A 26,545-nucleotide genomic window follows, 5' to 3' on the forward strand; every position below is an offset into this window, starting at 1 on the left:
TAATGGAAGTGAGGAATAATAGGAATGACCGGGATCAACTGCGGCGCTTAACTTTCGATCTGCGTCACAAAATTACGCAAAAAATGGCACCTTTTAACGCATATTTATCCGGCCAACTGCGCATCACGGTGAAATTTTAGACAAATACCACTTTATGTAAACCGTCTCCCGATAATGCGCTTAATCTGGGGTTTCACTTTTTAATAACACCACAATAAGAAGGGAGATCACCATGCCGGACAACGTTTCAGATAAAGACGGAATTTCACGCCGCACATTGCTGAAAGGAGCCGGGGCAATCGCCACCAGCCATTTGATTCCATCGGCCCTCGCCTCCCCCACGGCAGAAAACGAATCAGCGGCCGCTCATCCGCCGTTTACCGCACCGGAAAAGTTGCCTGATGGCTACAATATTCTGCTGATTACTTCCGATCAGGAGCGCTACTTCGAGCACTACCCTTTTCCCGTTCCTGGCCGTGAACGCCTGATGAAAACGGGGACAACGTTTGCCCGCCACTACATCAACAGCTGCGTGTGTACCTCATCGCGTTCGGTCATGTATACCGGCCTGCATATGCCACAAACCCGCATGTTCGATAATGTAGGGCTCCCCTGGATGCCGTGGAGCCTCGATCCCAAACTGGGTACGGTAGCCAGCATGATCGATAAACTCGGCTATTACGCCGCCTACAAAGGAAAATGGCATCTCTCCCGCCCGCTGGAACTGTCGCTAAAAGATGTACCATCCAGGGATATTGACGATATTGACCATGCCCCGCTGCATCAGGATATGCAGCAATATGGCTTTCAGGACTACTCCGGCATTGGCGATTTAATTGGCCTGCGCAAAGGGGGCTATGTCTACGACTCACTGACCTTAGCGCAGTCCGTCAGCTGGTTGCGCAGTAAAGGAAGAAATATGAGCGATAACCAGCGTCCGTGGCTGCTGGCGGTGAACCTCGTGAATCCGCACGATGTGATGTTTATCGATACCGATGCGCCGGGAGAACGTATTCAGTGGCACTCGAAGCTAAACGAAAACCAGCCAATGAGCCCCAGCCAGCCGCCGGAAAATGCGCTGTATGCTGCGCGCTGGGATCAGGTGCCTCTGCCCGCCAGCCGTCATCAGCCGTTTAAGCAATCGGGCAGGCCGGCTGCACAGCTGAACTATCAGCAGGCACGGGCCATGCTGGTTGGGCAGTTTCCCGACGAGGATCGCCGCTGGCGCAAGCTGCAGGATTACTATTTTAACTGTATCCGCGATAACGATACCCATGTCGTCGCCCTGCTGAACGAGCTGGACGCGCTCGGCCTGACGGAAAAAACCATTGTGGTGATAACTTCCGATCACGGCGAGTTACAGGGATTTCACCAAATGCACGGTAAGGGAACCTGCGTTTACCAGCAGCAGGTACAGGTGCCGATGATTATCAGTCATCCCGCCTATCCCGGCGGAAAGGTTTGCAACGCACTGACCAGCCACCTGGACCTGACACCAACTCTACTTGGCCTGACCGGAAAACCCGCTGAGCAGATCGCCCCGCTGCTGCACGACCGCAAAGGCAAAGATTTCAGCGCGCTAATCAAAGATCCCGAGCGGGCCAGTCTGCACCAGATCCGTGACGCCAGCCTCTACTGCTACGATATGATGCTGTACATCGATGATAACTACCTGCGGAAAGTCTTTGATGTGCGGGATAATCCAAGCCTGAACACCGCCGAAAAGCAGAAACAAATTCAGCAACTTGCACCGGACTATCACCGGCGCAGCGGCGTGCGCATGCTGTTTGATGGGCGCTATAAGTTTGCTCGCTACTATTCACTGCGCCAGCACAACATGCCGGAGAATTGGGAACAGCTGCTGGCGATGAACGATCTGGAGCTTTACGATCTCGGCAACGATCCGCAGGAGATGAATAATCTGGCCCGTGAACCCGAACAGCATCGCGATCTGATTATGGCCATGAACCAAAAGCTCAACGCCAGGTATCGCCAGGAGATTGGAGAGGATGACGGCAGCTTCCTTCCTGACAGCAAAGCACACAGCTGGCATCTGGATAGCACGCATTTTGAGAAGATGATTCAGGACTGATCGTCTGGCCGAAAAAAAGCACCGCTAAGCGGTGCTTTATCGAGTAAACCGGCCCGTAATAAGGCCGGTTGCGATGGATTACAGCAGGCCTTTCGCTTTAGCAACCACGTTATCCACGGTGAAGCCAAACAGATCGAACAGCTGCTCAGCTGGTGCAGATTCACCGAAGCTGGTCATGCCAACGATAGCGCCGTTCAGACCGGTGTATTTGAACCAGTAGTCCGCGATACCCGCTTCAATCGCTACGCGAGCGCTAACCGCTTTCGGCAGCACGGATTCACGGTAGGCAGCATCCTGCTTGTCGAAGGCGTCGGTAGACGGCATAGACACCACGCGAACCTTGTGGCCTTCCGCAGTCAGTTTGTCGAACGCGCCAACCGCCAGCTCAACTTCTGAACCGGTCGCAATCAGGATCACATCAGGGGTGCCCGCGCTGTCTTTCAGCACGTAACCACCGCGAGCGATGTTCGCCAGCTGCTCAGGCGTACGCTCCTGCTGTGCCAGGTTCTGACGGGACAGGATCAGTGCGGTAGGGCCGTCGTGACGCTCGATACCGTATTTCCAGGCCACGGCAGACTCTACCTGGTCACATGGACGCCATGCGCTGACGTTTGGCGTAACGCGCAGGCTGGCCAGCTGCTCAACCGGCTGGTGAGTCGGGCCATCTTCGCCCAGACCGATAGAGTCGTGGGTGTAAACCAGCACCTGACGGATCTTCATCAGGGCCGCCATACGCACTGCGTTACGCGCATATTCCACAAACATCAGGAAGGTTGCGGTGTAAGGCAGGAAGCCGCCGTGCAGGGTGATACCGTTAGCGATCGCGGTCATACCGAATTCGCGCACGCCGTAATGGATGTAGTTACCTGCTGCATCTTCGTTGATTGGCTTAGAACCAGACCACATGGTCAGGTTACTTGGTGCCAGGTCAGCGGAACCGCCCAGGTATTCCGGCAGCAGTTTGCCGAACGCTTCAATCGCGTTCTGAGATGCTTTACGGCTGGCGATTTTCGCCGGGTTAGCCTGCAGCTGCTCAACAAATTTCTGCGATTCTTCCGCCCAGTTAGCCGGCAGTTCGTTGCTTACGCGACGCTTGAACTCGGCCGCCAGTTCAGGGAAGGCTTTTGCATAGGCAGCAAACTTCTCATCCCATGCGGATTCTTTTGCCTGGCCTGCTTCTTTCGCATCCCACTGCGCGTAGATATCCTGCGGGATTTCGAACGGTGCGTGGGCCCAGCCCAGCTGCTTGCGGGTCAGTTCGATTTCAGCATCGCCCAGCGGTGCGCCGTGAGAATCATGAGTACCGGCTTTGTTCGGTGAACCGAAGCCGATGATGGTTTTGCACATCAGCAGTGAAGGCTTGTCGGTAACTGCTTTGGCTTCTTCAACCGCTTTTTTGATCGCTTCAGCGTCGTGGCCGTCGATGCCACGCACCACGTGCCAGCCGTAAGACTCAAAGCGCTTCGCGGTGTCGTCGGTGAACCAGCCTTCGATATGGCCATCGATAGAGATGCCGTTGTCATCGTAGAACGCCACCAGTTTGCCCAGCTTCAGGGTACCCGCCAGCGAGCACACTTCGTGGGAGATGCCTTCCATCATGCAGCCATCGCCCATGAACACATAGGTATTATGGTCAACGATGTCATGGCCAGGACGGTTAAACTGTGCAGCCAGCGTGCGCTCGGCAATCGCAAAACCAACGGCGTTAGCGATACCCTGGCCCAGAGGACCGGTGGTGGTTTCTACGCCTGCTGTGTAGCCGTACTCTGGGTGACCTGGGGTTTTGGAATGCAGCTGACGGAAGTTAGCCAGTTCGCCGATTGGCAGATCGTAACCTGTGAGGTGCAGCAGGCTGTAAATCAGCATTGAACCATGGCCGTTGGACAGCACGAAGCGGTCACGGTCGGCCCACAGCGGGTTAGACGGGTTGTGGTTCAGGAAATCGCGCCACAGCACTTCAGCGATATCAGCCATACCCATTGGGGCACCCGGGTGGCCGGATTTAGCTTTCTGAACCGCATCCATACTCAATGCGCGAATGGCGTTGGCAAGCTCTTTACGAGAAGACATTTTCTACTCCAGGTCGGATTTAACGCTTCGCCGTACTTAACCTATTGTAATTAATGAGTTATCAGGCAAAGCCGAAGGAAAGTCGCCCATCAATGTACATGAAATATGGGTAACATGTACATGGCGCGGGATGTAAAAATAATCACATAAGTTGCACTTTGGGAATCTCCCGGCTAGGCAAAGACGGCAGTAAAGACTATAACTCAACTATCTGGCGGATCTTTAATCTCTCTTTCACCCGCTAACTTTATGATTTAATTACCTTGTTACTACTAATGGATAAAACGGAATGAAGAAACGCATTTCTTTTGCCGCGCTAGCGCTGGCAACCCTTGTTTCAGGCTGTCAGAACTTCGACAGCAATGGACTGATGCAGTCCGGCGCACAGGCTTTTCAGGCTGCCACGCTGAGCGATGCGCAGGTAAAAGAGCTAAGTGAAAAATCCTGCCAGCAGATGGACAGCAGCACGCAAATCGCCGATGCCAACAGCACCTATACCAAGCGATTGAACAAAATTTCTGCCGCACTGGGCGATAACATCAACGGCACGCCGGCTAACTACAAGGTTTACCTCACCAAAGACGTCAATGCGTGGGCGATGGCTAACGGCTGTATTCGCGTATACAGCGGCCTGATGGATATGATGACCGACAATGAAGTTGAGGCGGTGTTGGGCCACGAAATGGGTCACGTTGCATTAGGCCACTCGCGCAAAGCCATGCAGGTGGCCTACGCGACGACCGCTGCACGCACCGCCGCAGCGTCTGCCGGTGGCATTGCCGCTTCACTTTCCCAGTCGCAGCTTGGTGATATTGGGGAGAAACTGGTGAAATCACAGTTCTCGCAGCGCCAGGAGTCTGAAGCGGATGATTATTCCTACGATCTGCTGCGCAAGCGCAACATTAACCCGGCAGGACTGGCCACCAGCTTTGAAAAGCTGGCGAAACTGGAAGCCGGCCGCCAGAGTTCAATGTTTGACGATCACCCTGCCTCTGAAGCACGCGCGCAGCATATCCGTGAGCGGATGGCGGCAGACGGGATCAAATAAACTTAAAGCGGGCTGACCATCACTTCAGGTGGAAAGCCCGCATTACCGTTCCGCAAAAAATCTAATTATTCGCCGATGGGACAATGAGCAGCCAACTCAGGCTGACAGTCCACGCATTGAAAACAACGTTGAAGATAATTCGATTAATAATAAACATAGATTATAAATTTAATACAAAAGATATTAACTAAGCATAATTTACCGACTAAATCGCACAACGTGTTAATTATTCAAATTACAATCCAGATTCCCCGACAGATTCATCTCCGCCAGATACTATAAAAAATCATAACTCATCCATTTATGCGTTTTATTATGCCTGCCTCAGGAAAGTCCAAATCAAACATTGCAGGCAATTCGACTACAAAGTCCTTGCATAGCGCCCTGAGCCTGGGCCTAATAGGTATTTAACGATTGTAATCGCTTAACGCCATGGTAAATACCACCAGGGTAATGTTTATATTTCATTTTCTTCAGCCAGAGAAATAACGCCAGTGAAAAAAGGACTATTATTAATTACATTAAATTTATGCGCCGTAATACCGGCCTTCGCCAGTGAGCAAGCAGACAGCAAAGGTTTTATTGCCGACAGCCATTTAGACCTGCTGTTACGTAACGCTTATATTGATCGCGATTACCGCAACGGCGTGCAGGATAAAGCTGAATGGGGCCAGGGTGCTATCACTAAATTCCATTCAGGCTATACCGAAGGGCTGATTGGTTTCGGCATTGATGGCATCGCGCAATACGCCGTACGCCTTGACGGCGGCCGTGGACGCAGCGGCGCCGGCGGCATCGATTTCTTCAAACAGGGTAGCGACGGCGGTCGCGCTAAACACGATCTGGCAAAATTTGGCGCAACGGCCAAAATGCGCATCTCAAACACCGTATTAAGTTACGGAAATCAGTACCCTATTTTGCCGATTCTTTATGCCGATGATTCACGCCTGCTGCAGGAAACCTATACCGGGGCGATGCTGACCTCGAAAGAAATAACCGGGCTGGAGATTAACGCCGGTTATTTCACGGACGAGCAGCGTAAAAGCGACGATCGCCACAACAGCGGCCTGAAAAGCCTGTCATTCGGCGGTGCCAGCTATCAGTTCAACGACCGATTCAGCGGCTCGGCCTACGCTTCCGATGTCAAAGACGTGCTGAAAAAACAGTATCTCGGCATGAACTACAATCAGCCATTCAGCGGCAAACAGAAACTGGTTCTCGACTTCAACGGCTATAACTCGCGCCTTGATTCTGACTATGCGCGGAAACTCGATACCGGCCGCAACAACACCATCTGGAGCCTGGCGGCGAGCTACATCTGGGATATTCATACCTTCAAACTGGCTTATCAGCACAGCAGCGGCAGCACCGGTTATCAATACGGTGGCTATCGCAATGCTGATGGCACCGGCGACGGCGGTAACACCATCTGGCTGTCCAACTCCTACTGGTCGGATTTTGATGGTGAGGATGAGCGTTCATGGCAGGCCTCTTACGGGTTGGATTTTTCCGGCATAGGATTACCAGGTATGAGCTGGACTACCGCTTACGTTCGCGGGGATAACATTAAAACCGCAGAAACCAGCAACGGCAAGGAACACGAGTGGTTTAACCAGATTCAGTATCAGGTGCAAAACGGCCCGGCGAAAGACCTGAAGCTAACCCTGCGTTATTCCATACTGCGGGTATCCAGCAACGCCAGCGATTATAACGTCGGGGGTAACGAGGTCCGCGTATACGTTGATTACCCGTTTAGCGCGTTTTAACGATGTTATCTCATCGCTAAATGAGATAAAAAAGACGACTGCCGCACGAGATTGTACGGCAGTCGTTGTCGGGATTAACCTTTGTTAGCCGCCTGCACGTGCAGCATATCTAACGCCAGCGTTGCCGCTGCCAGCGCAGTGATATCCGACTGGTCGTAGCCCGGTGCCACTTCCACCAGATCCATCCCTACAATATTCATTCCCTGCAGGCCGCGGATCAGTTTGGTCGCTTTATCGCTGGTCAGCCCACCGATAACCGGCGTACCGGTACCCGGCGCGTGAGCCGGATCGAGGCAATCGATGTCAAAGGTCAGATAGACAGGTAAATCACCCACAATCTGCTTCACCTGGGCAAGAATATCGTCCACGCTGCGATCGTTAACCTGTGCAGCATCCAGCACATTAAAGCCCAGCGACTTGTCGAACTCGGTACGAATACCGATCTGTACGGAATGCTCCGGTGAGATCAAACCTTCTTTCGGCGCAGTATGGAACATGGTGCCGTGGTCGAAGGTTGGACCGTTATCGTAGGTATCGGTATGGGCATCGAAATGTACCAATGCCATCTTGCCGAAGGTTTTCGCGTGTGCGCGCAGCAGCGGCAGCGAGATATAGTGATCGCCGCCGAAAGTCAGCATGCGCTTGCCGTTCGCCAGCAGTTTTTCCGCATGCGCCTGCAGCTTATCGCTCAGGTCCTGAGAATCACCGAAGGCATAAACCAGATCGCCGCAGTCAATGACGTTAAGACGCTCACGCAGATTGAACTCCCACGGCCAGCGGCATCCTTCCCACGCCAGATTGGTAGAAATCTGGCGGATAGCGCCCGGCCCCAGACGGCTGCCCGGGCGGCCGGAAGTCGCAGCATCAAAAGGTACGCCGGTGATCACCCACTCGGCATCGCTGTCGTATGGCTGGAAGTTGACCGGGAAACGCATAAATCCAAATGCATTTGAAACCAGAGAGTTATCATACTGATTACCCAAAGTGTTGTGCATAACGACTCCTTAATTGACTGTTCAGCCAGCGCTGACGGCTCGCTACCGATGAAAAAAAATCCCCGCCGCGTCGTTAGGCCCGACGAGAAAGGGATTTGGGGTTGGTGAGCGAAATATCACACCAGATTATGCCCTTATTTTAGCATGTCCAGGGGAATGCGTGTGAAGCACTTCTCCCATTCAATCCTAAAAATATCAGTCATGATAAAATAGTCAAAATTAGACTATTGAAGAAAGCAAAAAATGACCTCCTACTCTTTTCATCATCTGGAGGCACGATGAATCTGACACGACATGCTTACAAGCGAATGAATGAGAGAGGTATTCAGCAGGCTTTAATTGATATCGCACTTACATTTGGTTCAGATTCAGGCGATGGAGAGAAAGTTATTCTGGATAAAAAAACGATTACTGAATCGCCACGGGTTTAACAGACACCTCGGAGTCATTTAAAATGACTTAAAGAGAGGTGCCCATGAGCGGTAAACGTTATCCCGAAGAGTTTAAAATTGAAGCAGTCAAACAGGTTATTGATCGCGGTCATTCTGTTTCCCGCGTTGCAACACGTCTCGATATCACCACCCACAGCCTTTACGCCTGGATAAAGAAGTACGGTCCGGATTCTTCCACTAATAAAGAACAGTCAGATGCTCAGGCCGAGATCCGCCGTCTCCAGAAAGAGCTGAAGCGGGTTACTGACGAACGGGACATATTAAAAAAAGCCGCGGCGTACTTCGCAAAGCTGTCCGACTGAGGTACGCCTTTATTCGTGACAACTCCCGTTGCTGGCCTGTTCGTCTGCTCTGCAGGGTGCTGGATGTTCATCCCAGTGGCTTTTACGCCTGGTTTAAGCAACCGTATTCTCAGCGCCACCAGGTAGATCTGAGACTGACGGGACAGATCAAACAGTTTTGGCTGGAGTCCGGTTGCGTTTATGGTTATCGCAAGCTCCATCTGGACTTGCGGGATAGCGGGCAACGGTGCGGAGTGAACAGAGTCTGGCGACTGATGAATAGTGCCGGGATAAAGGCTGAGGTCGGGTACCGGAGCCCGCGGGCACGCAAAGGCGAGGCCAGTATCGTGTCGCCCAACAGGCTCCAGCGACAGTTCAATCCGGATGCTCCGGATGAGCGTTGGGTAACGGACATAACCTACATCAGGACTCACGAAGGCTGGCTGTATCTGGCTGTGGTTGTTGACCTGTTCTCACGCAAAATTATCGGCTGGTCAATGCAATCCCGGATGACAAAGGACATTGTCCTGAACGCACTGCTGATGGCTGTATGGCGGCGTAATCCGCAAAGACCGGTGCTGGTTCACTCGGACCAGGGCAGTCAGTACACAAGCCATGAGTGGCAGTCGTTCCTGAAATCACACGGCCTGGAAGGGAGTATGAGCCGTCGCGGTAACTGTCACGATAACGCGGTTGCAGAAATCTTTTTCCAGTTACTGAAACGCGAGCGGATAAAGAAAAAGATCTACGGAACGCGGGAAGAAGCCCGCAGCGATATTTTTGATTACATCGAAATGTTTTATAACAGTAAGCGTCGGCATGGTTCGAGCAATCAGATGTCACCGACGGAATATGAAAATCAATATTATCAACGGCTCAGAAGTGTCTAGATTATCCGTGGCGATTCATAATGCTGAATGACTACTGTGACTCGCAAATAAACGTGGTGCTAAGGTAACTGCCTTTAGTTAGCGAAATAATTATAAGCCAGAATTTTTATTCTCTAACCGAAAGGCACAAGGGATTACTTATGCAAGTAAAAAGTGAAGTGCTTTTTATATTAAGTAAAATTAAATCGTAATAGTTAAAATTCGAAGTGTTTCAATCCTCTTTCAGTGGTTTATGTTGCATGACCTGCTATCTTTTTCTTTTTCAGTACCGACGATTTAGTTTATGTGCGTATCAAGCCGCGATACTGAGCAACAGGGTTAATTAAAGGCTTGTCTTGCTGTAATGAGGTGGGTTAGAATAAATAATCAGTGACAATAACATGACAGTACAAAAATGAAAATAAATAGGCTAATTTTGAGAAATGGATTCACTTATCAAGAGCTACTAAAATTAAAGAATCAGTATAGAGATAAAAAAAATGAAACCTATGGAAAAGGTGTGAAAACGACTGATGATGAGTCACTGAAATACTACATCCTGGTAGTTGCTGAGCTATGCGGTGGCAACATGATATTTCTTTCCCCTGTTTTTTTTGTAATGATGTTCGGATCTTACTTCTTTAGTGATAATATAAATCAGGCTGTTTTTTATTTGGTATCATTTATTCTTTTTATCTCTATCTATATCTGGATTAATAGCAGAGGAATGAAACTAGGTTTTCTGCTAACCGCAAAATTGGTGAGACTTAGATTTCTTATGTTTTTATATCGAGTTTCACCTCCAAAAGTAGAATACATTGATAAATGAATTTTTTCATTCATCATTTAGTTCATATGTACCGTCGACAAAAAGAATCTTTGCTTTAACGATGGAGGTACCTACCATGAAAATTCTCATTGGAACACCTTTAGTATCCCACTTAGCCCCATAATCAGGTTTAAGATTATTGAATAGCATGCCAGTACCGGGTTTTTCAAACAATCCACTTGTCGCGAGTCTATTAGCATTGTTCTTTAAAACTAAGCCACGATACCCAGCATAAGCAGTTATAGAGAAATCAACGGTGCTATAGGCTAAGTCACCATATTTTTGGTCCAAGCCAGCTAATTTAGCTCCTTTTCTATAAGCATCTCTGAGTAAACCAGAGTCCTTATGCTCATGTTCATAAATAAGAGGAGATACAGACTCATATGCCGTTGATGTAGTTCATGCTCAATACAACGCTCCCTTTCAAGTAAGAGCTGATCTCTTATGGCTTTATAATCAGTAAGTTGGCGTTTAAGTCGATGATAGGCACTGAGCAATACTTTAGAGCGGATTGAAACAGTTTGAAAATCTCTGGTTTTGAGATCAAAACGGATGAGTTTATCTTGATGGGATTTTTGCCAGATATAGTAGCCACGATTACTACATGAAAAATACACGATCATAGGGAATCCTTTATTCGCTATGAAGATGTCTGATTTTAGGTAACACGTTGAAAGTAAAGGTTGAGTACTATCTTAGTACTCAACCTTTAAGTACTTAATTACTCATCTTCTAAATAAGTATAGCCGTACAGGCCCGCTTCGAACTCTTCCAGGAACTGCGCGCGCAGGTCGTCGTCGAGATCGCTTTCTTTGATCTGGTTACGGAAATGCGTCAACAGCTCGGCAGGATTCAGCTGCACGTACTCCAGCATATCCGCCACGGTATCCCCTTCGTCAGACAGCTGAACTTCCACGCTGCCGTCGGAGAAAGCGAACACGTCAACCGCTTCGGTATCTCCGAACAGGTTATGCATGTTGCCGAGGATCTCCTGATATGCACCGACCATAAAGAAGCCCAGCATCGGTGGATTATCCACGTCGTACTGCGGCATCGGCATGGTGGTGGCAATCCCGTCACCGTCAACGTAGTGATCGATGGTGCCGTCCGAGTCACAGGTGATATCCAGCAGCACCGCACGGCGCTCCGGCACCTTGTTCAGCCCTTCCAGAGGCAGCACCGGGAATAGCTGATCGATACCCCACGCATCCGGCATTGACTGGAACAGGGAGAAGTTGACGTAAATCTTATCCGCCATCCGCTCCTGCAGCTCATCAATGATTGGGCGGTGCGCGCGGTTGCTCGGGTCCAGATGCTGCTGAATGTAGTTACAGATGTTGAGATACAGCTGCTCGGCCCAGGCGCGCTGGGTCAGATCGTAGGTGCCCTGAGAATAGCCGGTATGGATATCGTGCAAATCCATCTGGCTGTCGTGCAGCCATTCACGCAGCGAGCGGCGGTTATTCGGCTCGTGCATTTCCTGCCAGGTGTCCCACATGCTGACGATCGGGCGTGGGGCATCTTCAGACGGTGGTGGTGGCGTGCTGAATTCATTGCGCTCTACGCCGATGATGTTGGAAACCAGTACGGTATGATGCGCCGTCACCGCACGACCGGATTCGGTGATCACCGTCGGATGCGGCAGATTGTGCTCTTCACAGGCATCGCCAATCGCCCAGATAACGTTATTAGCGTATTCATTCAGGCCGTAGTTCACCGAGCAGTCGCTCTGGGAGCGCGTGCCTTCATAGTCAACGCCCAGACCGCCGCCGACGTCAAAGCACTGAATATTCACCCCGAGCTTCGCCAGCTCAACATAGAAACGCGCCGATTCGCGCACACCGGTGGCGATATCGCGAATGTTAGCCATCTGCGATCCCAGATGGAAGTGCAGCAGCTGCAGGCTTTCCATCCGCCCCGCTTCACGCATAATCTCAACCAGCTTCAGTACCTGGGTCGCCGACAGACCAAACTTCGATTTCTCACCGCCGCTTGACTGCCACTTACCGGAACCCTGCGATGCCAGACGCGCACGGATACCGAGGCGCGGCACCACGTTCAGGCGTTCGGCTTCTTCCAGCACCAGCTGGACTTCAGTCATTTTTTCCAGCACCAGATAGACCTTGTGGCCCATCTTTTCGCCGATCAGCGCAAGGCGGATATATTCACGGTCTTTATAGCCGTTACAGACAATCACCGAGCGGGTCATCCCGGCGTGCGCCAGTACCGCCATCAGTTCTGCCTTGGAACCGGCTTCCAGCCCCAGCGGTTCGCCGGAGTTGATCAGGGATTCAATGACGCGCTTATGTTGGTTAACCTTAATCGGATAGACCAGGAAGTAGTCGCCGCGATAGCCGTAGGACTCACGCGCACGCTTGAACGCCGCGTTAATTGAACGCAGGCGATGTTGCAGGATCTGAGGGAAGCAGAAAAGCGCCGGTAACCGTTGGCCATTGGCTTCGCGTTCTTTTACCAGCTTCGCCAGGTCAACGCGCGCTTCAGGAACATCAGGGTCCGGGCAAACGCTGATATGGCCCAGTTCGTTGACGTCATAGTAGTTATTACCCCACCAGGCAATATTGTAAGTACGCAGCATTTTGCTGGCTTCTTGATCGCTCATGGCCACCTCCTGCATGGAGCGGAGAACACTCTGTTCGCCCGCTGACGAACCCATTACATTCTTTATGTCGTCAGACATTGCGAACCTCAAATTGTTGTAATGCAAAACAGCAAGCCGCCGCAGACTGAGTCTGTGACAATAATCCATCAATTACCGGGATGTTCAGTCTGGCAGACTGAAGTGCCGCTAAAATCGGTTTCTGAAGTATAACATTGTAAAACACGTCGCGGACTCCGTATAACGGGTCGGAAAACCAATCGAGACAACTCTCAGGTAAATCTGAGAGAACCTGGTCACAACGTCAGAAGCAGATTAACCGGCGCTGGTGTCGGGATTGTTGCCAGCACGCACAAAATTTCGGCGAACTGTACAGGGAGTCGTACCGCATGAGGGGAAATTGAACACGCCGGGATGGCGTAACTGAACGAGTGAAACACCGTGGTTCATTACTGTTGTCACCTCCACACACACCGACCGGCGCGTGGAAAAAAACCAAAACTGCGGGTGAATACCAGCGCGTATTTTTTCATTGCTGGCGGGTCAGTTGCATGCCTGAAAAAGTGGCCACAGGCAGCGGCGTTTTATACAGCTACGTGACTAAAATTGCAAAATCTAAATGTGGCGGTTGGGACATCTGTCAGGATAATTTTCCACTTTTTTACAAATGATAAAACCTTCCTCGGCAAAAAATGCTGGCAATCCGCTTAACGTGTAACCTAAAATAGCCGTCCAGATGTTAATCCATCTATACTGGTTAACTTCTAAGCGTCTTTGATTTACCTCCGATACTACGGGGGTGATATCCCTGAAAAGGATACTCACTGCTCATGGCTTTGCCTGAGGGGGGGCGCTAAGAACAGATATATGCCCTGAATTTCAGGCTAATCTCCAGTTTTTGCGCTATGCAGTCGATCTTCAACCCGTATTAGTAAGGTAAAGAATATAATGGCTAAACACCTGTTTACTTCCGAGTCCGTATCAGAAGGACATCCTGATAAAATCGCCGACCAGATTTCCGATGCCGTGCTCGATGCAATTCTCGAGCAGGACCCGAAAGCACGCGTGGCCTGCGAAACCTATGTAAAAACCGGCATGGTGCTGGTTGGTGGTGAAATTACTACCAGTGCATGGGTTGATATCGAAGAGATCACCCGTCAAACCGTGCGCGATATCGGCTATGTTCATTCCGATATGGGCTTTGATGCCAACTCCTGCGCCGTACTGAGCGCGATTGGTAAACAGTCTCCTGACATTAACCAGGGCGTTGATCGTACCGATCCGCTTGAGCAGGGTGCGGGCGATCAGGGCCTGATGTTCGGCTACGCCACCAATGAAACCGACGTGCTGATGCCAGCTCCGGTGACTTACGCACACCGTCTGGTGCAGCGCCAGTCAGAAGTACGCAAAAGCGGCAGCCTGCCGTGGCTGCGCCCGGATGCGAAAAGCCAGATTACCTTCCAGTACGATGACGGCAAAATTGTCGGTATCGATGCGGTCGTGCTGTCTACTCAGCATTCTGAGGACATCTCGCAGAAAGATCTGCAGGAAGCGGTGATGGAAGAGATCATCAAGCCGGTTCTGCCCACTGAGTGGATCAATACCAGCACCAAATATCACATCAACCCGACCGGCCGTTTCGTTATCGGTGGCCCGATGGGTGACTGCGGTCTGACCGGTCGTAAAATCATCGTTGATACCTACGGCGGCATGGCTCGCCACGGCGGCGGTGCGTTCTCCGGTAAAGATCCATCAAAAGTTGACCGTTCAGCCGCGTACGCGGCGCGTTACGTAGCGAAAAATATCGTCGCTGCCGGCCTGGCCGAGCGCTGTGAGATTCAGGTTTCCTACGCTATCGGCGTTGCAGAGCCAACCTCCATCATGGTGGAAACGTTCGGCACGGAGAAAGTCTCTACCGAGCAGCTGACTCTGCTGGTGCGCGAGTTCTTCGATCTGCGCCCTTACGGTCTGATTCAGATGCTGGATCTGCTGCATCCAATCTACCGCGAGACTGCGGCCTACGGTCACTTTGGTCGTGAACATTTCCCATGGGAAAAAACCGACAAAGCTGCCCTGCTGCGTGATGCTGCCGGCCTGAAATAAGTTGTCTGCCGCTGTGCTGAGGGTGCCTTCGGGTTAGCCCTTAAATGAGATAAAGCCGCCATCTTTTAGATGGCGGTTTTTTTGTATGTAACGTTGTGTGTGAATACCCAGCCTCTGCCGCGGATACCAGTCAGCCAGCGCCATTTCCATAGTAACAACACTCATCAGCTCATCAGCTCATCAGCTCATCAGCTCATCAGCAAGATCGACATCCCCCCCTCCCCTGCAACCAAAAATTAACATTCGCACAACCAGCTACATTTTAAGTAATCCAGTGCGCCAAACTGGCACCGATTACACTAAAAAAAAGCTCTATATTTCCTGTATTTAAGACATTACTTCATTACCACAAAGATAAAAAATATTATATTTTCAGAAACGTTCGGCAACCATTTATTACAGTGAGAAAAAATACAACAAAACATCGTTAAATACTGATTAAAAGGCCGGTTTATGCACCTTGCCGAAGCTTTAAACAATAATAATTAGTGTAACCGATTACACTGGTGTGACCTATCGCACAGTCTGATGGACGCTGGTTGTCTAACATTGATCGCAATACTAAGCCGTCATTAATGGAGGCATAATGCCTGGAATAAAAACTCACAGCAGAACATCGAACAAAGCCATGACCCTGTTCGTCTGTTTCCTCGCTGCTCTGGCAGGCCTGCTGTTTGGCCTGGATATCGGCGTAATCGCCGGTGCCCTGCCCTTTATCTCGAAAGATTTCAACGTAACCGCTCACCAGCAGGAGTGGATCGTCAGCTCAATGATGTTCGGTGCTGCCATTGGTGCCATCGGCAGCGGCTGGCTGTCCTCTTACCTTGGCCGTAAAAAAAGCCTGATGATCGGCGCAGTGCTGTTTGTTATCGGTTCGCTATGGTCAGCCCTGGCACCTAACCCGGAAATGCTGATTGTTGCCCGCGTTCTGCTTGGCCTGGCCGTCGGCGTAGCCTCTTATACTGCTCCGCTGTATCTGTCTGAAATCGCGCCGGAGAAAATTCGCGGCAGTATGATTTCGCTGTACCAGTTGATGATTACCATCGGTATTTTGGGGGCTTACCTGTCCGATACCGCCTTCAGCTATAGCGGCGAATGGCGCTGGATGCTGGGCGTGATCACTATTCCTGCCCTGTTGCTGCTGGTTGGCGTGTTCTTCCTGCCAAACAGCCCACGCTGGCTCGCGGCAAAAGGCAACTTCCGCGATGCCCAGCGCGTGCTGGATCGCCTGCGCGACACCAGCGAACAGGCAAAGCGTGAGCTGGATGAAATTCGTGAAAGCCTGAAGATCAAACAGTCCGGCTGGGAGCTGTTCAAAGACAACAGCAACTTCCGCCGTGCGGTGTGGCTGGGCATTCTGCTGCAGGTGATGCAGCAGTTTACCGGCATGAACGTGATCATGTACTACGCACCGAAAATCTTTGAAATTGCCGGTTTTGCCAACACCACGCAGCAGATGTGGGGTACGGTCATCGTCGGTCTGGTTAACGTACTGGCGACGTTTATTGCTATTGGTCTGGTGGACCGCTGGGGCCGTAAGCCAACGCTGATCCTCGGCTTTATGGTGATGGCGCTGGGCATGGGTATTCTCGGTACCATGCTGCACATCGGTATCAATTCCCCGACGGCGCAGTACTTCGCTATCGGTATGCTGTTAATGTTTATCGTTGGTTTTGCTATGAGTGCTGGTCCGCTGATCTGGGTACTGTGTTCTGAAATTCAGCCGCTGAAAGGCCGCGATTTCGGGATTACGGTTTCCACCACAACCAACTGGATCGCCAACATGATCGTCGGGGCAACCTTCCTGACCATGCTGAATACGCTAGGTAACGCCAATACCTTCTGGGTGTATGCCGCACTTAACCTGTTCTTTATTGTGCTGACGCTGTGCCTGATCCCGGAAACCAAAGGCATTTCCCTTGAACACATCGAACGCAATCTGCTGAGCGGTAAAAAACTGCGTGATATCGGTTCTCGCGACTGATGACCACACGGCCGGAGCAATCCGGCCGTTTTATTGCTTCTCCCTTCCCGCCAACGTATTCTCTGCATTATGAAATCCCAACGCCTTCCTATCGCTCTCCAGCAGTCCGTTATGCGCACGCTGCGTGAAAAACTGCAGCTGGCCAATCAACGCCTGGAACGCCAATATCCTGAACCCAGGCTGGTTTATCAGCAACGTGGTACGGCGGCTGGTACCGCCTGGCTGCAGGACTGGGAAATCCGTCTGAACCCGGTGCTGCTGATGGAAAATCAGCAGGCATTTATTGATGAGGTGGTTCCGCATGAGCTGGCGCATTTGCTGGTCTGGAAGCACTTTGGCCGAGTTGCGCCCCACGGAAAAGAGTGGAAATGGATGATGGAGAGCGTACTGGAGGTACCTGCCCGCCGCACGCATCAATTCGCCATCGCTTCCGTTCGTAGCCAGGCCTTCCCCTATCGCTGCCGCTGCCAGCAGCATCAACTCACCATCCGGCGACATAATCGCGTGGTTCGTGGCGACAGCGAATACCGCTGTCTGCACTGCGGTGACATTTTGCAGCCGGGTGAATTTAAAAGCGCTTAACAGTGCGAATATCCAGCAAACATCCGGCAGTATCGGTCTAATTTATAAACTGATTTATAAGCCAATTATTCGCTATCACTGGAACTTCTGTTACTCTCCGGGCTTTCTCACGGATTACAGAATTTCTGGAATATGTCTCGCAAAATTTTGGCATCTCTGGCTTTTTCACTGCTGCTCCCCGTCTTTACTTCGCAGGCGCTGAGCCTCAATAACTACCATCAGAACAACTTCAGTCAGGCGAAAGCCTATGCAGCACAAATCAACGCCGATGCACCGGGGACTTTTTACTGCGGCTGTAAAATCAACTGGCAGGGCAAGAAAGGCGTTCCCGACCTCGCCTCGTGTGGCTATCAGGCGCGAAAAAACGCTAACCGTGCCGAACGCATTGAGTGGGAGCATGTGGTTCCCGCCTGGAGCTTTGGTCATCAGCGCCAGTGCTGGCAGGATGGCGGGCGCAAAAACTGCGCGAAAGATGATGAATATCGCCGTATGGAAACCGATCTGCATAACCTGCAGCCCGCCATCGGTGAGGTCAACGGCGATCGTGGTAACTTTATGTACGGCCAGTGGAACGGTGGCGAACAGCAGTACGGCCAGTGCGCTATGAAGGTCGATTTTAAAAACAAACTGGCTGAACCGCCTGTACGCGCTCGTGGCGCCATTGCCCGCACCTGGTTCTATATGCGCGATACCTATAAGCTGCAGATGTCCCGCCAGCAGACGCAGCTGATGACCGCCTGGAATAAGCTTTATCCGGCCAATGCGTGGGAATGCGAGCGTGATAACCGCATCGCCCGCGTTCAGGGAAATCACAACCCCTATGTACAGCAGGCTTGCCAGCGGTAAAATCACTGACCTAAACTGCACAACAGCCGTTCTTAAGGGGCCGGATAGTGAGCCCCCACTTTTACAGGATCATTGATTGCTATGCGAGTACCGCGCATTTATCACCCCGAGCCGCTACAGGCAGGAAGCGAAGTTGCCCTCTGTGAAGATGCGGCGAACCACGTTGGTCGCGTGCTGCGTATGGGGCCGGGCCAGGCCATAGAGCTTTTTGATGGCACTAATCTGACTTTTTCTGCTGAGATTATCCATGCAGATAAAAAGAGCGTGCGCGTTAAAATCACCGACAGCCGCGCAGACAGCCGTGAATCCCCGCTGCATCTGCATCTGGGCCAGGTCATGTCGCGCGGCGAAAAGATGGAATTCACCATCCAGAAGGCCGTTGAGCTGGGCGTTAATGTCATTACCCCCTTGTTTTCTGAACGCTGTGGCGTAAAGCTGGATGCTGAACGACTGGCGAAGAAAATCCAGCAGTGGCAGAAAATTGTCATTGCCGCCTGCGAGCAGTGTGGCCGCAATAGCGTGCCTGAAGTACGCAATGCGATGACACTGGAAGCCTGGTGCGCAGAGCAGGATAGCGGGCTGAAACTGAACCTTCATCCGCGTGCGGAACACAGCATTAATACGCTGCCGCTGCCGGTTGAACGCGTACGCCTGCTGATAGGCCCTGAAGGTGGCCTTTCCGCTGATGAAATCAGCATGACGACAGGCTATGGCTTTACCGATATTCTGTTAGGACCGCGCGTGCTGCGCACCGAAACGACCGCCCTGACGGCAATTACCGCGCTACAGGTTCGGTTTGGCGATCTGGGTTAAGCCCATTGTACTTAACAACCGCGGTATCGAAACCGATATCCTGGCCAGCCTGCAAGCGACAATGACACTGCAGAGCCGAAAACCATGACACGGCACGTTAGCTACCACTGGAGAGAAGAATGATTAAGCTTGGCATCGTGATGGACCCGATCACCTCCATCAATATTAAAAAAGACAGCAGCTTTGCAATGCTGCTGGAAGCACAGCGCCGTGGTTACGAAATTCACTACATGGAGATGAACGATCTCTATCTGCGCGGCGGCGAAGGCCGGGCGCGTACCCGGCTTCTGAGCGTGGAGCAGAATTACGACAAATGGTTCGAGTTCGGCAACGAGCAGGACATCGCCCTGTCCGATCTGAACGTGGTGCTGATGCGTAAAGATCCGCCGTTCGACACCGAGTTTATCTACGCCACCTATATCCTTGAGCGTGCGGAAGAGAAAGGCACGCTGATCGTGAACAAACCGCAGAGCCTGCGCGACTGCAACGAGAAGCTGTTTACCGCCTGGTTTGCCGAGCTGACCCCGGACACGCTGGTCACCCGCAACGCCAGCCAGATCCGCGAGTTCTGGCAGCAGCACGGCGATATCATCCTCAAGCCGCTGGACGGCATGGGCGGCGCATCGATTTTCCGCATCAAGCAGGAAGATCCAAATCTGTCGGTGATCATTGAAACCCTGACCGAGCACGGTAATTTCTACTGCATGGCGCAGAATTATCTGCCGGCGATTAAAGACGGCGACAAGCGCGTTCTGGTAGTTGACGGCGAGCCGGTGCCTTACTGCCTGGCGCGTATTCCTAAATCCGGCGAAACCCGCGGCAACCTCGCTGCAGGTGGTCGTGGTGAAGCACGTCCGCTGACGGAAAGCGACTGGGAAATTGCCCGCCGGGTAGGGCCGATTCTGAAGCAGAAAGGCCTGATTTTTGTCGGTCTGGACATTATCGGCGACAAACTCACCGAAATTAACGTCACCAGCCCAACCTGCATTCGTGAAATTGAGTCAGCATTCCCGATTTCGATTACCGGAATGCTGATGGATGCCATTGAAAAGCGTCTGGCCTGACCGCCACGCCGGGGCAGGATGCCCCACGGCTCACCCATTAACCATCCGACGGCAGCAGCGGATGGTTAATCCAATAACAGAATATAACGTATGAATTTACAGCATCACTTTTTGATTGCCATGCCGGCCTTACAGGACCCTCTGTTTAAGCGCTCCGTCGTCTATATCTGCGAACACAATGATGACGGCGCGATGGGGCTTATCGTCAATAAACCGATGGAAAATCTGACGGTTCATGGCATTTTGCAAAAATTAAAGATTATGCCTACCCCGCGCGACCCCGAGATCAAACTGGATAAACCCGTCTTCTCCGGCGGTCCGCTGGCGGAAGATCGCGGTTTTATTCTTCACTCGGCGCAGAGCACTTTCGCCTCCAGCATCCGTGTTTCCGACAACACCATCATCACCACCTCGCGTGATGTGCTGGAAACCCTCGGCACGCCGGACCAGCCTGAGCAGGTGCTCGTTGCGCTGGGCTACTGCTCGTGGGAGAAAGGCCAGCTTGAAGACGAGCTGCTGGAAAACGCCTGGCTGACCGCTCCGGCGAACAGCAATATTCTGTTCCGTACCCCAATTGCCGAACGCTGGCGCGAAGCGGCCAAAAGTATTGGCATCGATATTCACAAAATGACCAGCGAAGCGGGACACGCCTGATGAGCACAATGACGCTACTGGCGTTCGACTTCGGTACCAAAAGCATCGGCGTTGCCATCGGGCAGCAGCTGACCGGCACGGCCCGTCCGCTGACCGCCCTGAAAGCCCAGGACGGCATCCCGGACTGGAACAAGATTGAAGCCCTGCTGAAAGAGTGGCAGCCCGACCGGGTTGTTGTCGGCCTGCCGCTGAATATGGACGGCACCGAGCAGCCACTGACCGCCAGAGCACGCAAATTTGCCAATCGCCTGCATGGTCGCTTCGGTGTGCAGGTCGATCTGCACGATGAGCGCCTCAGCACGGTGGAAGCCCGCGCCGAGCTTTTTGAACGCGGTGGCTTTCGCGCACTGAGCAAGGGCAGCGTGGATTCTCTGTCAGCGGTGATCATCTTAGAAAGCTGGTTTGAGAATCACTATTAACCCACCCGCATGACGCCTGAATATCATCCCGGTCAGAGCATCCGGCTGTCGGCTATGATAACGCAGATACTGACCCTGCAATGCGCTCTACTCCGGCAGCAGCCCCTGCCGCCGACGTTCCGCCAGGCTCTGTTCAAAGGTTTGCATACCCAGCTGGCTGCCGGTCTGTAACAGCGCGGGCAGCTGATGCGTTTTCCCTTCGCGGATTAGATTGGCCGCCGCCGGGCAGTTCACCATCACTTCAAACAGCCCCACCCGTCCCCGCTCCGCCGCTATCAGGCGCTGAGCAATCACCGCTTTCAGGCTACCTGCAAGCTGGCTGCGGATGAGATTTTTTTCCTCACCGGGAAAGACGTCTACCAACCGCTCGACCGCCTGCGCAGCGCCGCGTGCGTGCAGCGTGGCCAGCACCAGATGACCGGTTTCCGCTGCCGTCAGCGCCAGGCGGATAGTCTCGCTGTCGCGCAGCTCCCCCAGCAGGATGACGTCCGGGTCTTCGCGCAGCGCGGCGCGCAGCCCGTCAGAAAAACAGGAAAAATGCGCCCCCAGCTCACGCTGCTGGATCAGCGAACGGCGGCTGGTATGCAAGAACTCAATCGGATCTTCCAGCGTGAGGATATGCCGCTGCTGCTGCTGATTAATACTGTCAATCAGCGCCGCCAGCGTGGTGGATTTACCGCTGCCCGTCGCACCGGTGATCAGGATAAGCCCCTCGCTCTGCTGTTCCAGCGAGGCAACCACCACAGGCAGATGCAACGAAGCGCTGCTCGGGCACTCACTGGCAATCAGCCGCAGCGCCAGCGACAGCCCGCTGCGCTGGCGAAACAGGTTGGCACGCAGCCGGATTCCGGCCTGCGTCAGCGCAAAATCCAGCTGGCCATGCTGTGTCAGCTCCTCCCTCTGTGTTCTCGTCAGGGTCGTTTCCGCAAACTTTTCCAGGCTAGCATTGCTGACTTCCGGCCAGTCGCTTAACGGTTCAAGCAGCCCATGCTTTCGCCAGAATGGCGAATAGCCACTACAGAGATGCAGATCTCCTGCATTATGCTTTACACTAAGGGCCACAATTTCTTCAATATCCATATTTTTTCCCTGACTATGACTTCGATTGAGCACAACTTACAGCAAGTCCGCCAGCGGATCTCAGCGACGGCAAGCCAATGCGGCCGCGATCCACAGGAAATTACGCTGCTTGCAGTGAGCAAAACCAAACCTGCGACCGCCATCGCAGAAGCCGCCGCGGCCGGGCAGCGCTGCTTTGGTGAAAACTACGTGCAGGAAGGAGTAGATAAAATCCAGATGCTGGCCGATCTCAATCTGATATGGCACTTTATCGGTCCCCTGCAATCCAATAAAAGCCGGCTGGTAGCGGAGAATTTTGACTGGTGCCATACGGTCGATCGTCTGCGCATCGCCACCCGACTGAATGAACAGCGGCCTGACAATGCAGAACCGCTGAACGTGCTGATTCAGGTCAACATCAGCGATGAACAAAGTAAGTCCGGGATTACGCTGGCAGAATTACCGGCGCTGGCCCAGGCCGTGGCACAATTGCCGCGCCTGCGTCTGCGTGGGCTGATGGCCATCCCCGCACCGGAAGTGGAGTACGAGCGTCAGCTGGCGGTGTGCCAGCAGATGGCGACAGCGCTCAAAGAACTACAAAGTGATTATCCTGAGGTGGATACACTTTCCCTGGGAATGAGTGACGACATGGACGCCGCGATTGCGGCGGGCAGTACCATGGTGCGTATTGGCACCGCAATCTTCGGCGCGCGCGATTATGGCAGCGTCGCTAATCACAACAACTGAGGAACCTCATGCTAGCATTGATTTTTCTGGTAACAACAGTGATTGCCATATACATCAAAGTGTTGTTACTGCGCATCTGGATGCAGTGGGCACGATGTGACTTCTATAATCCATTTTCACAGTTTGTGGTGAAAATTACGCAACCGATCATTAAGCCGCTGCGGCGTATTATTCCGTCCATCGGACCGATTGATACCGCGTCGCTGTTGATTGCCTACATTATTAGCGTCCTGCTGGGGCCGCTGGCGCTGCGCCTGTTCTACCCGGACTCGATCTTCCTCTATCTGGGCCTGGTGATTCTGGTGAAGGCCGCAGGCGTACTGGTGTTCTGGGTGATTATTATTCGCTCCCTCATGAGCTGGTTTAGCCAGGGGCGCAACCCTGTTGATTTTGTGCTGATGCAGTTGACCGAGCCGCTAATGGCGCCGTTCCGCCGCATTATCCCGCCGATGGCCGGTATCGATTTCTCGGCGATGGTGGTGATTCTGATTCTGTATGCACTGAACTTCATTGGTCTGGAATACATTCCAGGCTGGGCGCAGTTCTGATTGAGTCTGCAACGCAGCTGCTGCCTCTGATCGGTAGCATCTGCGCTTCCGCGTGGATAGTTTTTGATTAATTTTCTGGATGTAATATGCAAAAAGTCGTACTCGCCACCGGCAATCCCGGTAAAGTTCGTGAGCTGGCCCATCTGCTGGCTGAGTTTGGCCTTGATATCGTGGCGCAGACGGAACTGGGCGTGGAGTCAGCCGAAGAAACCGGTCTGACCTTTATTGAAAACGCCATTCTTAAGGCACGTCACGCGGCGGAAATCACCGGCCTGCCGGCGATCGCCGATGACTCCGGGCTGGCGGTAGACGCCCTCGGCGGCGCGCCCGGCATCTATTCCGCGCGCTACGCGGGCCTGGACGCCAGCGACCAGCAAAATCTCGATAAACTGCTGGTTGCGCTGGAAAACGTGCCGGACGGGCAGCGCCAGGCGCAGTTCCACTGTGTGCTGGTTTACGTACGCCACGCCGCCGACCCGACGCCGCTGGTATTCCACGGCAGCTGGGCAGGTGAAATTGCGCGCAGCGAAGCGGGCCAGGGTGGCTTCGGCTACGACCCGATTTTCTATGTGCCGGAGCTGGGAAAAACGGCAGCAGAACTGAGCAAGGACGAAAAGCGGGCGGTTTCTCATCGCGGTAAAGCGTTGAACCTGCTGCTGGACGCCATGAAGAATGGCTAATCTCCCACCGCTGAGCCTGTATATTCACATCCCGTGGTGCGTGCAGAAGTGTCCCTACTGTGATTTCAACTCCCATGCGTTAAAGGGCGAAGTGCCGCACGAAGAGTACGTGCAGCACCTGCTCAACGATCTGGATGACGATCTGCCGCTCACCTCCGGGCGTGAAGTCGGCACCATCTTCATCGGTGGCGGCACGCCCAGCCTGCTGAGCAGCGAAGCGATGCAGATGCTGCTGGACGGCGTACGTGCGCGTCTGCCGCTGTCGCCGACGGCGGAAATAACTATGGAGGCCAACCCCGGCACCGTTGAAGCTGACCGTTTCAGCGGCTATCAGCGCGCCGGAATTAATCGTATTTCCATCGGCGTGCAGAGCTTCAGTTCGCAGAAGCTGGAGCGGCTGGGGCGTATTCATGGCCCGGACGAAGCTAAACGCGCGGCAAAGCTGGCCGAAAGTCTGGGCCTGCGCAGTTTCAACCTCGACCTGATGCACGGCCTGCCGGACCAGTCGCTGGAAGAGGCGCTGGACGATTTGCGCCAGGCGATAGCGCTGAATCCGCCGCATCTGTCGTGGTATCAGCTGACCATTGAGCCAAACACGCTGTTCGCCTCACGGCCACCGCGCCTGCCGGACGATGACGACCTCTGGGATATTTTCGAACAGGGACACCAGCTGCTCAGCGCAGCGGGCTATCAGCAGTATGAAACCTCGGCCTATGCCAAGCCCGGCTATCGCTGCGAGCACAATCTCAACTACTGGCGCTTTGGCGACTATCTGGGGATTGGCTGCGGCGCGCACGGCAAGCTAACCCAGCCGGACGGCACGATTATCCGCACCACCAAAACCCGCCATCCGCGCGGTTTTATGGCCGGTAAATATCTGGATAAGCGCCACGACGTAGCGGATGCCGATAAGCCGTTCGAGTTCTTTATGAACCGCTTTCGTCTGCTGGAAGCCGCACCGCGCGCGGAGTATCAGCGCTATACCGGCCTGCCGGAAAGCAGCGTGCGTGCGCAGCTGGATGAGGCGCTGGCGAAAGGGTATCTGACGGAAACGGCGGAATACTGGCAGATTACCGAGAAAGGAAAGCTGTTCCTGAACTCGCTGCTGGAGCTGTTCCTGGCGGAATAATCCTTTCAGGAACGATGATGGATACCCGCATAACTGGCTGCGGGTATCCATGCGGCGGTAACTGATACGGGTCAGACAGGCACTCCGCGCCCCCTCCCACATAAGGTTAGTTCAGCGCCGCTACCAGCGACTTGCGCTGCGTTTCCAGGTTGGTGACACGATTACAGACTTCGCGACCGAAGTTCTGGAAGTCCTGCTCCTGATTGCTCCATTCGGCCTGAATCGCCTGCTGCAGGCCGCCCAGGTTGCCCATAATCGCCTGCAGCGGATTATCGTTGCCGCTGGCCTGCTTACGGCCCATTTCATTCAGGCTGTCCTGCACCACGCCGCCCATCGCGCTCTGTACCAGCCGCTCGCCGTCCTGGCGCACCTGTTCAATTGCCTGATGGTGGAAAGTCAGACCGTCGCTGCGATGCTCAATAATACGGTTCATCTGTTGCTTAAGCTGACCGTCCAGCGTGGTCAGACGCTGGCGCACGTTGCTGTTTTGTCCCAGCTTTTCCACAATCACCCGATCCAGCGCCACGCGGCCTTTCTCCAGGCGCTGCTTCGCACCGTTATCAATCCACGGCAGATCGCGGCGCAGCGCGTTCTGGTAATCAATGGCTTTCTGGCGGGTGACATTATCCACGCTGGCCGGCTGGCCGTTGCGCTTTACCTCGCCCTGCGGCGTAATCACCAGGTTACCGCTGGCTCCCACCACCTGCACCTGCGCAGGCGAGATAACAACATCATCCTGAGGATTAACGCTGCACTGATAATCCGCCTGCGCCTGACCGGCTGCCAGCAGCAGTAGTGCGCCGCCAATTAGCGTTTTTCGCATGAATTTTGCTCCTTAAATGACAAAGGGCGACCGGTAAACGCGATCGCCCTTGATTCGATGAGCGATGTTATCCGC

The 26,545-nt window shown here is 53.1% G+C and carries 22 protein-coding genes and 1 pseudogene; 17 read left to right on the top strand and 6 right to left on the bottom strand.

The genetic code is table 11. The features are described 5' to 3' along the window. Positions 1-232 precede the first annotated feature (232 nt). Entirely contained in the window at positions 233-2,092 is a 1,860-nt protein-coding gene (locus tag AC07U6_RS07915; RefSeq protein ID WP_494763735.1) for a sulfatase family protein, read from the top strand. A gap of 78 nt (positions 2,093-2,170) precedes the next feature. Here AC07U6_RS07915 and tkt read toward each other — a convergent pair whose 3' ends face one another. Beyond that, positions 2,171-4,162: a transketolase gene (gene tkt / locus AC07U6_RS07920; protein WP_494763736.1), complete on the bottom strand. Its 1,992-nt coding sequence runs from the start codon at positions 4,160-4,162 to the stop codon at positions 2,171-2,173. A 289-nt stretch (positions 4,163-4,451) separates the two neighbouring features. Between tkt and loiP the strand changes: the two genes are divergently transcribed. Next, on the top strand, positions 4,452-5,210 hold the full coding sequence (loiP, locus tag AC07U6_RS07925) for a metalloprotease LoiP (RefSeq protein ID WP_494763737.1): 759 nt from the start codon (positions 4,452-4,454) through the stop codon (positions 5,208-5,210). A 494-nt stretch (positions 5,211-5,704) separates the two neighbouring features. Beyond that, a complete protein-coding gene (locus tag AC07U6_RS07930) occupies positions 5,705-6,976 on the top strand; it encodes an OprD family outer membrane porin (protein WP_494763738.1) in 1,272 nt (423 codons plus the stop codon). Between the two features lie 74 nt (positions 6,977-7,050). Here AC07U6_RS07930 and speB read toward each other — a convergent pair whose 3' ends face one another. Continuing rightward, positions 7,051-7,971 (bottom strand): agmatinase, encoded by a 921-nt coding sequence (gene speB, locus AC07U6_RS07935; RefSeq protein ID WP_494763739.1) that lies wholly within the window; start codon positions 7,969-7,971, stop codon positions 7,051-7,053. A gap of 278 nt (positions 7,972-8,249) precedes the next feature. Between speB and AC07U6_RS07940 the strand changes: the two genes are divergently transcribed. Together AC07U6_RS07940 and AC07U6_RS07945 are read left to right on the top strand one after the other, a co-directional pair. Beyond that, positions 8,250-8,402, top strand: coding sequence for a DUF4258 domain-containing protein (locus AC07U6_RS07940; RefSeq protein WP_494763740.1), 153 nt, complete (start codon positions 8,250-8,252; stop codon positions 8,400-8,402). Between the two features lie 44 nt (positions 8,403-8,446). Continuing rightward, a protein-coding gene (locus AC07U6_RS07945; protein WP_494763741.1) for an IS3 family transposase occupies positions 8,447-9,594 on the top strand; the annotation gives its coding sequence in 2 pieces (ribosomal slippage) (positions 8,447-8,684 and positions 8,684-9,594; 1,149 coding nt in all). Positions 9,595-10,408: 814 nt separating this feature from the next. Here the strand turns inward: AC07U6_RS07945 and AC07U6_RS07950 are convergent. Both AC07U6_RS07950 and speA read right to left on the bottom strand, forming a co-directional pair. Next, a pseudogene (locus AC07U6_RS07950) lies at positions 10,409-10,783 on the bottom strand (DUF4225 domain-containing protein); the annotation flags it as partial. A 340-nt stretch (positions 10,784-11,123) separates the two neighbouring features. Next, entirely contained in the window at positions 11,124-13,100 is a 1,977-nt protein-coding gene (gene speA / locus AC07U6_RS07955; RefSeq protein ID WP_494763743.1) for a biosynthetic arginine decarboxylase, read from the bottom strand. Between the two features lie 867 nt (positions 13,101-13,967). On the opposite strand from speA, the gene metK reads away from it, so the two are divergent. The 8 genes from metK to ruvX all read left to right on the top strand — a co-directional run bounded on the left by metK (position 13,968) and on the right by ruvX (position 21,484). Further along, positions 13,968-15,122 (top strand): methionine adenosyltransferase, encoded by a 1,155-nt coding sequence (gene metK, locus AC07U6_RS07960; RefSeq protein ID WP_494763744.1) that lies wholly within the window; start codon positions 13,968-13,970, stop codon positions 15,120-15,122. Between the two features lie 586 nt (positions 15,123-15,708). After that, positions 15,709-17,106 (top strand): sugar porter family MFS transporter, encoded by a 1,398-nt coding sequence (locus tag AC07U6_RS07965; RefSeq protein WP_494763745.1) that lies wholly within the window; start codon positions 15,709-15,711, stop codon positions 17,104-17,106. 69 nt (positions 17,107-17,175) lie between these two features. Continuing rightward, positions 17,176-17,688: a SprT family zinc-dependent metalloprotease gene (locus AC07U6_RS07970; RefSeq protein ID WP_494763746.1), complete on the top strand. Its 513-nt coding sequence runs from the start codon at positions 17,176-17,178 to the stop codon at positions 17,686-17,688. Positions 17,689-17,820: 132 nt separating this feature from the next. Then, positions 17,821-18,534 carry a deoxyribonuclease I gene (endA, locus tag AC07U6_RS07975; protein ID WP_494763747.1) on the top strand — a complete coding sequence of 238 codons (714 nt, stop codon included), beginning with the start codon at positions 17,821-17,823 and terminating at the stop codon, positions 18,532-18,534. A gap of 81 nt (positions 18,535-18,615) precedes the next feature. Continuing rightward, positions 18,616-19,347 carry a 16S rRNA (uracil(1498)-N(3))-methyltransferase gene (gene rsmE, locus AC07U6_RS07980; protein ID WP_494763748.1) on the top strand — a complete coding sequence of 244 codons (732 nt, stop codon included), beginning with the start codon at positions 18,616-18,618 and terminating at the stop codon, positions 19,345-19,347. 119 nt (positions 19,348-19,466) lie between these two features. Then, a complete protein-coding gene (gene gshB, locus AC07U6_RS07985; RefSeq protein ID WP_494763749.1) occupies positions 19,467-20,411 on the top strand; it encodes a glutathione synthase in 945 nt (314 codons plus the stop codon). Between the two features lie 90 nt (positions 20,412-20,501). After that, positions 20,502-21,065 carry a YqgE/AlgH family protein gene (locus AC07U6_RS07990; RefSeq protein ID WP_494763750.1) on the top strand — a complete coding sequence of 188 codons (564 nt, stop codon included), beginning with the start codon at positions 20,502-20,504 and terminating at the stop codon, positions 21,063-21,065. Further along, positions 21,065-21,484, top strand: coding sequence for a Holliday junction resolvase RuvX (gene ruvX, locus AC07U6_RS07995; protein WP_494763751.1), 420 nt, complete (start codon positions 21,065-21,067; stop codon positions 21,482-21,484). Before AC07U6_RS07990 ends, ruvX begins: the two co-directional genes overlap by 1 nt. A gap of 87 nt (positions 21,485-21,571) precedes the next feature. Here the strand turns inward: ruvX and AC07U6_RS08000 are convergent, their stop codons facing one another. Continuing rightward, positions 21,572-22,564, bottom strand: coding sequence for a type IV pilus twitching motility protein PilT (locus AC07U6_RS08000; RefSeq protein WP_494763752.1), 993 nt, complete (start codon positions 22,562-22,564; stop codon positions 21,572-21,574). Positions 22,565-22,579: 15 nt separating this feature from the next. Here AC07U6_RS08000 and AC07U6_RS08005 point away from each other — a divergent pair, with 15 nt between their 5' ends. From AC07U6_RS08005 to hemW, 4 genes are all read left to right on the top strand, one after another. Further along, the gene (locus AC07U6_RS08005; protein ID WP_494764547.1) at positions 22,580-23,290 is read left to right on the top strand and encodes a YggS family pyridoxal phosphate-dependent enzyme; all 711 of its coding nucleotides are present in this window, start codon (positions 22,580-22,582) and stop codon (positions 23,288-23,290) included. Positions 23,291-23,298: 8 nt separating this feature from the next. Further along, positions 23,299-23,838: a YggT family protein gene (locus tag AC07U6_RS08010; RefSeq protein WP_494763753.1), complete on the top strand. Its 540-nt coding sequence runs from the start codon at positions 23,299-23,301 to the stop codon at positions 23,836-23,838. 86 nt (positions 23,839-23,924) lie between these two features. Then, entirely contained in the window at positions 23,925-24,518 is a 594-nt protein-coding gene (locus AC07U6_RS08015; RefSeq protein WP_105592382.1) for an XTP/dITP diphosphatase, read from the top strand. Next, positions 24,511-25,647 carry a radical SAM family heme chaperone HemW gene (gene hemW, locus AC07U6_RS08020; RefSeq protein ID WP_494763754.1) on the top strand — a complete coding sequence of 379 codons (1,137 nt, stop codon included), beginning with the start codon at positions 24,511-24,513 and terminating at the stop codon, positions 25,645-25,647. Before AC07U6_RS08015 ends, hemW begins: the two co-directional genes overlap by 8 nt. A 106-nt stretch (positions 25,648-25,753) precedes the next feature. Here hemW and AC07U6_RS08025 read toward each other — a convergent pair whose 3' ends face one another. Further along, on the bottom strand, positions 25,754-26,470 hold the full coding sequence (locus tag AC07U6_RS08025; RefSeq protein ID WP_494763755.1) for a YggN family protein: 717 nt from the start codon (positions 26,468-26,470) through the stop codon (positions 25,754-25,756). Positions 26,471-26,545: the final 75 nt, after the last annotated feature.

Source organism: Erwinia sp. GW821-FHT03D09 (genome assembly GCF_059420805.1).

Excerpts from the sequence above, each read along its gene's own strand:
- metK (WP_494763744.1), top strand. The coding sequence starts at position 13,968 with ATGGCTAAACACCTGTTTACTTCCGAGTCCGTATCAGAAGGACATCCT.
- AC07U6_RS07970 (WP_494763746.1), top strand. The coding sequence starts at position 17,176 with ATGAAATCCCAACGCCTTCCTATCGCTCTCCAGCAGTCCGTTATGCGC.
- AC07U6_RS07965 (WP_494763745.1), top strand. The coding sequence starts at position 15,709 with ATGCCTGGAATAAAAACTCACAGCAGAACATCGAACAAAGCCATGACC.
- AC07U6_RS07990 (WP_494763750.1), top strand. The coding sequence starts at position 20,502 with ATGAATTTACAGCATCACTTTTTGATTGCCATGCCGGCCTTACAGGAC.
- gshB (WP_494763749.1), top strand. The coding sequence starts at position 19,467 with ATGATTAAGCTTGGCATCGTGATGGACCCGATCACCTCCATCAATATT.
- AC07U6_RS07940 (WP_494763740.1), top strand. The coding sequence starts at position 8,250 with ATGAATCTGACACGACATGCTTACAAGCGAATGAATGAGAGAGGTATT.
- speA (WP_494763743.1), bottom strand. The coding sequence starts at position 13,100 with ATGTCTGACGACATAAAGAATGTAATGGGTTCGTCAGCGGGCGAACAG.
- AC07U6_RS08015 (WP_105592382.1), top strand. The coding sequence starts at position 23,925 with ATGCAAAAAGTCGTACTCGCCACCGGCAATCCCGGTAAAGTTCGTGAG.
- AC07U6_RS08000 (WP_494763752.1), bottom strand. The coding sequence starts at position 22,564 with ATGGATATTGAAGAAATTGTGGCCCTTAGTGTAAAGCATAATGCAGGA.
- hemW (WP_494763754.1), top strand. The coding sequence starts at position 24,511 with ATGGCTAATCTCCCACCGCTGAGCCTGTATATTCACATCCCGTGGTGC.
- ruvX (WP_494763751.1), top strand. The coding sequence starts at position 21,065 with ATGAGCACAATGACGCTACTGGCGTTCGACTTCGGTACCAAAAGCATC.
- tkt (WP_494763736.1), bottom strand. The coding sequence starts at position 4,162 with ATGTCTTCTCGTAAAGAGCTTGCCAACGCCATTCGCGCATTGAGTATG.
- AC07U6_RS08005 (WP_494764547.1), top strand. The coding sequence starts at position 22,580 with ATGACTTCGATTGAGCACAACTTACAGCAAGTCCGCCAGCGGATCTCA.
- speB (WP_494763739.1), bottom strand. The coding sequence starts at position 7,971 with ATGCACAACACTTTGGGTAATCAGTATGATAACTCTCTGGTTTCAAAT.
- AC07U6_RS07915 (WP_494763735.1), top strand. The coding sequence starts at position 233 with ATGCCGGACAACGTTTCAGATAAAGACGGAATTTCACGCCGCACATTG.
- AC07U6_RS08025 (WP_494763755.1), bottom strand. The coding sequence starts at position 26,470 with ATGCGAAAAACGCTAATTGGCGGCGCACTACTGCTGCTGGCAGCCGGT.
- AC07U6_RS08010 (WP_494763753.1), top strand. The coding sequence starts at position 23,299 with ATGCTAGCATTGATTTTTCTGGTAACAACAGTGATTGCCATATACATC.
- rsmE (WP_494763748.1), top strand. The coding sequence starts at position 18,616 with ATGCGAGTACCGCGCATTTATCACCCCGAGCCGCTACAGGCAGGAAGC.
- loiP (WP_494763737.1), top strand. The coding sequence starts at position 4,452 with ATGAAGAAACGCATTTCTTTTGCCGCGCTAGCGCTGGCAACCCTTGTT.
- endA (WP_494763747.1), top strand. The coding sequence starts at position 17,821 with ATGTCTCGCAAAATTTTGGCATCTCTGGCTTTTTCACTGCTGCTCCCC.